Here is a 6249-nt window from a genome sequence, read left to right as displayed (position 1 = left end):
TAGGGATGTGCGTGCGGGGCGGCGGCGCGGGCGGTGGTGCGGGCCGTGGCGCGGGGCGGGCGGGTCATCGGGGCGGCTCCGGGGTCGCGCCGGCGGTGGGCGGGGCGGCCAGGGCGCGCAGGGCGCGCTCTATCCGGTCGGCGACGCCCTTGGCCTCGTAGCCGAGGCCCGCTTGGGCGACGGCGCTGGTGTCGTCCTTCTTCACCGCGTCCGCGGCCGGGCGCGGAGCGGGGACCGGGCGGCCGTCCGCGAAGGCGGAGACGGCGTAGACGAGCGCGGGCGCCTCCGGGAGGACGGACACCGTCCAGGCGGCGCGCTGGCCGTCGGCGAATCCGTATCCGGGCGGGACCGGCAGCCGGCCCCGCAGTCCCGCCATCGCGGGCGCGTCGGCCGTGGTGAAGACCAGGCCGACGGAGACCAGGGCGCTGCGGGTGGCGTCGGTGTAGGTGGCGCGCAGGACGCGGGTGCAGCCGGTGGGGGCGAGGACGGCCTGCCAGTCGGCGGGCAGCCCGGCGGCGCACCCGGCGTCGGGGGCGAGGGCGACCCGGGTCCAGGTCCGGTCGGACCCGCCGGGTCCGGCGCCGCGGCCGTCGAGGGTCGGTGGGAACAGGGTGTCGACGGGGGTGTCGCGCCAGAGGGAGCCGGCGCTGCGGTAGGCGGCGGCGGGGGTGACGGGGCGGCGCCGCTCGTGGTGGTCGGACCAGACCCCGAAGGCGGCCCCGCCGATCAGGGCGAGGCCGGTCAGGGTGCAGAGCGCGATGGCCGTGCGGCGGGCCAACCCCGGGCGCGGCGGGGCGTCTTCGCCCTCGGGCGCGGGGGTGGTGGGCGGGGCGGTGTGTCGGTCGGCCATCGTCATCCGGCGGCTCCGCCCCCCGTTCCATGCCGTACCTGCGGCTGCCTGCCCGTACTCTACGACGCCACCCCCGATTCCCCGCCCCTGGCCCGGCCCGGGCCCGCCACCCCGGAAGCCACCCTGCCCCCGGCGGGCCCTCAAACGCCGGGCAGGCTGGAAGTGCACTCACCCACACGCAGGCAAAGCAGGCAACCCACCAGACCGGCCCACACCCCAGCCTCACGGACGATCGAGCAGGCGACCCACCCGGCCGGCCACATCCCAGCCCCGCCGGCGATTGAGGCGCCCCCGGAGGGGACACCCGACCGCACGCGACTCACCAGGCCGGCCCACGCTCCAGCCTCGCCGGCGATTGAGGCGCGCCCGGAGGGGGCTCGGGCCGCGGGCGGGCACCCCGGCGGGGCGGGGCGGCCCGCGTACCACCGGGCGGCGCCGGGAGCCCGCAGGGCACCGGCCGGACCCCTACCCCCCGGTAGGCCGGCATGGCAAGCTGCGCGCATGACTTCCCCCGCCGCCGACCGGGCCCGTTACGACCGGGCCACCGCCCACCTCGACGCCCCGCTGGCCCTCGTGGATCTCGACGCGTTCGACGCCAACGCCGACGACCTCGTGCGCCGGGCCGGCGGCAAGCCCATCCGGGTGGCGAGCAAGTCCGTCCGCTGCCGGACCCTGCTCGAACGGGTGCTGGCACGCCCCGGGTTCGCCGGGATCATGTCGTACACCCTCGCCGAATCCCTCTGGCTGGCCCGGTCCGGGTTCGAGGACGTACTCCTCGCCTACCCCTCCGCCGACCGCACCGGCTTCGCCGAACTCGCCGCCGACCCCAAGCTCGCCGCCACCGTCACCGTCATGGTGGACGACCCGGCGCAGCTGGAGCTGATCGACCACGCGCGCGGCGACGGGTCCGAGGAGATCCGGGTCTGCCTCGAACTGGACACCGCCCTGCACCTGTTGGGCGGCCGGGTGCGGGTCGGCGCCCGCCGCTCGCCGCTGCGCGAACCGGCCCAGCTGGCCGCGCTGGCCCGCGCCGTCACGGCGCGCCCGGGCTTCCGGGTGGTCGGCCTGATGGGGTACGAGGGCCATGTGGCGGGCGTGGGCGACTCCCTGGCGGGGCGCCCGCTGCGCTCGCGGGCGATCCGGCTGATGCAGGGCGCGGCCCGCAAGGAGCTGGCGGCGCGGCGCGCGGAGACCGTACGGGCGGTGCGCGCGGTGGTCGGCGAGCTGGAGTTCGTCAACGGCGGCGGCACCGGAAGCGTGCAGCAGACGGCCGCCGAGGACGCGGTCACGGAGATCGCCGCCGGGTCGGGCCTGTACGTACCGCGGCTGTTCGACAACTACACGTCGTTCCGGGGGCGTCCGGCGGCCCTGTTCGCGCAGCCGGTGGTCCGGCGGCCGGGCGTGGGGGTCGTCACGGTGCTGGGCGGCGGCTACCCGGCCTCGGGCGCGCCGGGCGCGGACCGGCTGCCGCAGCCGTACCTCCCGCAGGGCCTGCGCTACGACCCGCAGGAGGGGGCCGGTGAGGTGCAGACCCCGCTGCTCGGCTCCCCCGCGGACGACCTGCGGATCGGCGACCGGGTGTGGTTCCGGCACGCGAAGGCCGGGGAGCTGTGCGAGCGGTTCGAGGAGCTGCACCTCGTCGAGGGCGACCGGGTGACGGCCACCGCCCCGACGTACCGGGGCGAGGGCCGCACCTTCCTCTGAGCCGCGCAACGGCGCTCAGAAGACGGAGTCCGTCTGGTCCGGGATGACGCTGGAGTCGCCGCGCAGCACCGGGCCGGGCGTTCCGTCGTGCCCGGTGAAGCCCGTGGTCGCGCACGGGTAGGGGCTGGTCTTCTGCTTCTTCGCCTCGATGAACATCGGGTTCACGATCCAGCGGCCGTCGCTGTTGTCGTACGCCCGGCACATCAGTTCGTTCTTGTTGCGGTTCAGGACGAGGCGCAGGGCGGTCGCGTCGCGCAGGAACGAGACGTCGGTGTCGGAGTCGCCCGCGGCGAACACCTGGCGGCGGTTGGCGGGCTGGACCTTCTCGGCGGCCGCGCCGCGCACGCCGAAGACCTCCTTGTTGATCCAGCAGCGCTTCCCGTCGACGTACGTGATCATCGAGTCGTCGCCGTCGCGCACCGAGCCGCAGCCCTGCAGGTGCGGGGTGAACTTCCCGTCGTACGAGGTGGTGTTGCGGATGCCGATGACGTGGTCGGTGGCGACGCCGACGCCCTTGGCCCACACCTCGACGACCGGCTGCGGCGAGGCCGAGCTGATCCAGACGTCGAAGCCGGCCTTCTGCAGGCCGCTGATGAGGTCCTTCTGCTGATCGTAGTAGCGCACCCAGGCGGTGGCGGTGGCGCTGCCCACCCGCTGCGTGGCGCCGACGGGCGCGGCGAGGTTCTCGGTGCGCGCGGCGGCGGCGAAGGAGCGGACCTCGCGGGCGGTGTAGCCCTGGGTGAGCTGGGGCAGCCAGGCGTAGGCGGGCTCGATGGTGCGGCGGTCCCAGCCCGCGAAGGCGGCGGCGCCCGCCTTGGTGGCGGAGGTTCCGTAGACGGCGTTGATCTCGTCGGCGCAGCGGACGCCCGCGGTGGTGCCGGCGCCGGTGGGCAGCGGGGCGCCGGGGCGGGCGAGCGTGCCGCAGGCGTCGGCGAGGGCCGTGGCGGCGGCCGGGGTGAGGTACTTGCTGGTGGTGCGCCAGTCGCCGCGGGCGGGCTGGCGGATCTTGCCGTTGCGCAGCAGCCAGAACATGGTGGCGTCGCCGACGTCGTTCTTGACGACGGTGTTGTCCCAGTCGAAGACGGCGACGGGCTTGTCGCGGTTCGGCCGGTACGGGTTGCAGCGGCCGTACTGGTCGATCAGCTGCTGGAGGCGCGCCTGGTTGTCGCCGTACCAGCCGGCGCCGACCTTCGGGGTGGTGCAGTGCGCGCCGGGGCGGGCCGCCTGGGCGGCGGGCGCGGCGGCCACGAGGGCGCCGGCGGCTATCGCGGCGGCGGCGCCGACGGCCTGCAGCCGCCGTGCGGGGGTGAGGTGGGTCACTGAGGTGAACGCTCCTGATTCTGACGAAGATCGTCGCGGACGATAGAGCACGACAGCCGGGCGTCGTGCGACGCCCGGCTGTCGTGGTGGTGCAGTCCAGGTGAACGCTCGGGGCGGACCTGGGAGGCCGCTCTACAGGGGGGTGACGTACGCGCCCGCGATGCCGCCGTCGACCAGGAAGTCGGTGGCGTTGATGAAGGAGGAGTCGTCGCTGGCGAGGAAGGCGACGGCGGCGGCGATCTCGGTGGGCTCGGCGAAGCGGCCGACCGGGATGTGGACGAGGCGGCGCGCGGCGCGCTCGGGGTCCTTGGCGAACAGCTCCTGGAGCAGCGGGGTGTTGACGGGCCCCGGGCACAGGGCGTTGACGCGGATGCCCTCGCGGGCGAACTGGACGCCCAGTTCGCGGGACATGGCCAGGACCCCGCCCTTGGAGGCGGTGTAGGAGATCTGGGAGGTCGCGGCGCCCATGATCGCGACGAAGGACGCGGTGTTGATGATGGACCCGCGGCCCTGGCGCTGCATGTACGGCAGGGCGGCCTTGCAGCACAGGTAGACCGAGGTCAGGTTGACGTCCTGGACCCGCTTCCAGGCCTCCAGCCCGGTGGTGAGGATCGAGTCGTCGTCGGGGGGCGAGATGCCCGCGTTGTTGAAGGCGATGTCGACGGAGCCGTAGGTGTCGAAGGCCGTCTTGAAGAGCGCCTCGACCTCCTCGGGGCTGGTGACGTCGACCTTCACGAAGGTCCCGCCGACCTCTTCGGCGGCGGCCTTCCCCGCCGTCTCGTCGATGTCGCCGCAGACGACGTTGGCGCCTTCGGAGGCGAGGCGGCGGGCGGTGGCGAGGCCGATGCCGCTGCCGGCTCCGGTGATGACGGCGGTGCGGCCGACCAGACGGCGGCAGACGATCTCTTCGGTGTGCTGGGCGGTCATGGGCTCAGGCCTCCGTGCTGATGAAGACGTTCTTGGTCTCGGTGAATGCGGTGAGGGCGTCGGGTCCCAGCTCCCGGCCGAGGCCGGACTGCTTGTACCCGCCGAAGGGCGTCCCGTAGCGGACGCTGCTGTGGGAGTTGACGGAGAGGTTGCCCGCGGCGACGGCGCGCGAGACGCGCAGGGCGCGGCCGACGTCGCGGGTCCAGAGCGAGCCGGAGAGCCCGTATTCGGTGGCGTTGGCCAGGCGTACGGCGTCCTCCTCGTCCTCGAAGGGCAGGACGACGGCGACCGGTCCGAAGACCTCCTCGACGGCGACGGGGGCGGTGGGGCCGGCCCCGGTGACGAGGGTGGGCGGGTACCAGAAACCGGGGCCCTCGGGGGCGGTGCCGCGGACCGCGGTGAGGTCGTCGGTGACGTAGGACCGTACGCGCTCGAGCTGGGCGCGCGAGATCAGCGGGCCCATCTGGGTCTTCTCGTCGGCCGGGTCGCCGACGACCACGCCCTCGATCCCGGGGACGAGCAGGTCGAGGAAGCGGTCGTACACGGAGCGCTGGACCAGGATCCGGGTGCGGGCGCAGCAGTCCTGGCCGGTGTTGTCGAGGAAGGCCATCGGGGCGGCGGCCGCGGCGGCTTCGAGGTCGGCGTCGGCGAAGACGATGTTGGGGCTCTTGCCGCCGAGTTCGAGGGTGACGCGCTTCACCCGTTCGGCGCACTTGGCCATGATCTGCTTGCCGACCCCGGTGGAGCCGGTGAAGACGATCTTCGCGACGCCGGGGTGGGCGACGAGCGCGTCGCCCGCGACCGGTCCCCGGCCGGGGAGCACCTGGAAGAGGTGCTCGGGCAGGCCCGCCTCCAGGGCGAGTTCGGCCAGTCGGAGCGCCGTGAGGGGGGTGGTCTCGGCGGGCTTGAGGATGACGGCGTTGCCCGCGGCGAGGGCGGGCGCCAGGCCCCAGGCGGCGATCGGCATGGGGAAGTTCCACGGGGCGATCACGCCGACGACGCCGAGGGGCTCGAGGAAGGTGACGTCGAGGCCGCCCGCCACCGGGATCTGCCGTCCGGAGAGCCGCTCCACTCCCCCGGCGGCGAATTCGAGCAGGTCGCGCACGTTGCCCGCTTCCCAGCGGGCGTTGCCGATGGTGTGGCCGGCCTCGCGGACCTCCAGCCAGGCGAGTTCCTCGCGGTGCTCGTCCACCGCGGCGGCGAAGCGGCGCAGCAGCCGGGCCCGGTCGGCGGGCGCGGCGGCGGCCCAGCCGCGCTGGGCCGCGGTGGCCCGTACGACGGCGGCGTCGACGTCGTCCCGTGTGGCGGCCGGGACGGTGGCGACGATCTCCTCGGTGGCCGGGTTCAGTACGTCCAGCGCATCGGATGACACGTGGTGCCTCTCGGTCGGTGCAGTCGGTTGCGGTCGGGCTGTCGGTTGCGGTCGGGTTGTCGGTTGCGGTCAGCCG

At 74.7% G+C, this 6249-nt stretch carries 5 protein-coding genes; 1 reads left to right on the top strand and 4 read right to left on the bottom strand.

The window, feature by feature from the left end:
• Positions 1-64: 64 nt before the first annotated feature.
• A complete protein-coding gene (locus ABT084_RS34300; protein WP_351052637.1) occupies positions 65-856 on the bottom strand; it encodes a hypothetical protein in 792 nt (263 codons plus the stop codon).
• Between the two features lie 495 nt (positions 857-1351).
• On the opposite strand from ABT084_RS34300, the gene ABT084_RS34295 reads away from it, so the two are divergent.
• Complete coding sequence (locus tag ABT084_RS34295; protein WP_351052634.1) at positions 1352-2554, top strand: amino acid deaminase/aldolase; 1203 nt, start codon at positions 1352-1354, stop codon at positions 2552-2554.
• A gap of 15 nt (positions 2555-2569) precedes the next feature.
• Here the strand turns inward: ABT084_RS34295 and ABT084_RS34290 are convergent, their stop codons facing one another.
• The 3 genes from ABT084_RS34290 to ABT084_RS34280 form a co-directional block, all read right to left on the bottom strand.
• Entirely contained in the window at positions 2570-3874 is a 1305-nt protein-coding gene (locus ABT084_RS34290) for a haloacid dehalogenase-like hydrolase (protein ID WP_351052631.1), read from the bottom strand.
• Between the two features lie 132 nt (positions 3875-4006).
• Entirely contained in the window at positions 4007-4801 is a 795-nt protein-coding gene (locus ABT084_RS34285) for a 3-oxoacyl-ACP reductase (RefSeq protein WP_351052628.1), read from the bottom strand.
• A 4-nt stretch (positions 4802-4805) separates the two neighbouring features.
• Complete coding sequence (locus ABT084_RS34280) at positions 4806-6173, bottom strand: aldehyde dehydrogenase family protein (protein WP_351052625.1); 1368 nt, start codon at positions 6171-6173, stop codon at positions 4806-4808.
• Between the last annotated feature and the right edge of the window lie 76 nt (positions 6174-6249).

The sequence above is a fragment of the Streptomyces sp. NPDC002138 genome (genome assembly GCF_040296485.1).
Classification (GTDB): domain Bacteria; phylum Actinomycetota; class Actinomycetes; order Streptomycetales; family Streptomycetaceae; genus Streptomyces.
This window is presented reverse-complemented; position numbering and strand designations above follow the sequence as displayed.

Coding starts and splice junctions, on each gene's coding strand:
- ABT084_RS34300 (WP_351052637.1), bottom strand. CDS start 856: ATGACGATGGCCGACCGACACACCGCCCCGCCCACCACCCCCGCGCCC.
- ABT084_RS34295 (WP_351052634.1), top strand. CDS start 1,352: ATGACTTCCCCCGCCGCCGACCGGGCCCGTTACGACCGGGCCACCGCC.
- ABT084_RS34285 (WP_351052628.1), bottom strand. CDS start 4,801: ATGACCGCCCAGCACACCGAAGAGATCGTCTGCCGCCGTCTGGTCGGC.